1 protein-coding gene is annotated in these 1,388 nt (G+C 64.0%); it reads right to left on the bottom strand.

Annotation, left to right across the window (positions count from 1 at the left end; all coding sequences use genetic code 11):
- Positions 1–4: 4 nt before the first annotated feature.
- On the bottom strand, positions 5–1,388 hold a 1,384-nt coding region (locus ACFYOH_RS44825; protein ID WP_388638134.1), incomplete at its 5' end, for a hypothetical protein.

The following is a 1,388-nucleotide window of genomic DNA, read 5'->3' as shown; positions in this document are numbered from 1 at the left end:
TCAGTTATTCGTCGGCTTGGTTTTCGCTCGTATATGATTCACCCATGGGGAAATCTGATGGATAATTCTGGTCGATGCCGGGTGCGCTGAGATCAATTCCCATCATTAGAAGGAAAGTGTTATATTGCGTATCGGCGTCTTCGGGTGGGGGATGCGGTGTGAAGGCTGGATCTTTTTCGGGCGGGATGCCGGTCGGGGTGTCGACAACGAATCCGTACGGGTGCCGGAAGTTGGGAAAGTTCGGCCAATTTTCGCTGAATGCGTTCAGGTGCGGGGCTTCGACGTCGCGTGTTGATTGCGAGTCTTGCGTCGACGAGAACACGTCGGAATTCTGCATGAATTCGAGGTAATCGAAGTCGGCGGGAAGTTGGGGGAGGCTGCTCGGGGCGATGTCGGGGAAGGGGGGGAACGAGACCTCCGTCTGCTCTGGAGGGGCGCTCGTCTGCCAGGGGTGCGCGTCGGCACCGGCGAACTGGGTCAGGAAAACGTTCGTGGCCTGGCCGAACAGGCTGTGCAGGGCTTCGGGGGACAGGGTGGCCAGGCGGGCGATGAAGTGGTCGCTGACATCGGGTGCGTGGGTGCGGGCGAAAGCCTCCAAGAATTCCATGGCATGGGGGTCCGCACCGGTCTCTGGAACGGGGCCTGGAGTCGGCCGGGGCACAGGTGTGTCCATCAGCGTGGTCCGCGTCCCGGTGGCCGGTTCGGCGATCACAGCCGCCGGGGTGTCGACGTCCATGTCCTGGGCCTGGCCGGCGGGACCGTGGTGCAGGCCGGAGTAGTGGTCAGTTCCGTTGTAGTACACGTACAGCGTCCGCGTGGCGCCCGGGTTGAGGTGCTGGTCTTCTTGACCGTCCCGGACGATCACCAGGTCGACATCCAGATACTGGGCCAGCGCGACAGGAGCCTGGTCGTAGAACGGGGTGGTCCACAACAGTGTGTCCTGCAACGCCCTCTCCCGCATCTGCCTGCTGGACGCACCGGCGACGGCTTGCAGATCCAGCGCATGCGGTGCCGCCGCCCACGCGGGATGCGCGATCTCCAGCAGCCGTCGCCACGAGTCCTCCCCGCTCGGCCCACCCGAACGCAACACCCCGAGCAACTCGGCAGCCAGTTCCACCCGCCGGAATGGCGCACGCAATACGTCCCGCTGACCGGGCGTCAAAACAGGCGGCACAAAACCCGACATCAACGCCCTGACCACCCCCGTCGGCATGTCCGCCAGCACCGACCTGTCCGATTCCCCACGAGCCATGCCTTGCAAAGCGATACGGGCATGCTGATCCCACCACTGCTGCTCGACCGCCCGTTCCCCCTCCACGCCCAACGATCCCGGCTCCGCCCTGTCCAACACCGCCAGCAACTCCGGCACATCCAGATCACCCACCAAC

Source organism: Streptomyces sp. NPDC007856 (assembly GCF_042868225.1).
In the GTDB taxonomy this organism is placed as follows: Bacteria; Actinomycetota; Actinomycetes; order Streptomycetales; family Streptomycetaceae; genus Streptomyces.
The sequence above is the reverse complement of the archived record's forward strand: the minus strand, read 5'-3'. Positions and strand labels throughout refer to the sequence as shown.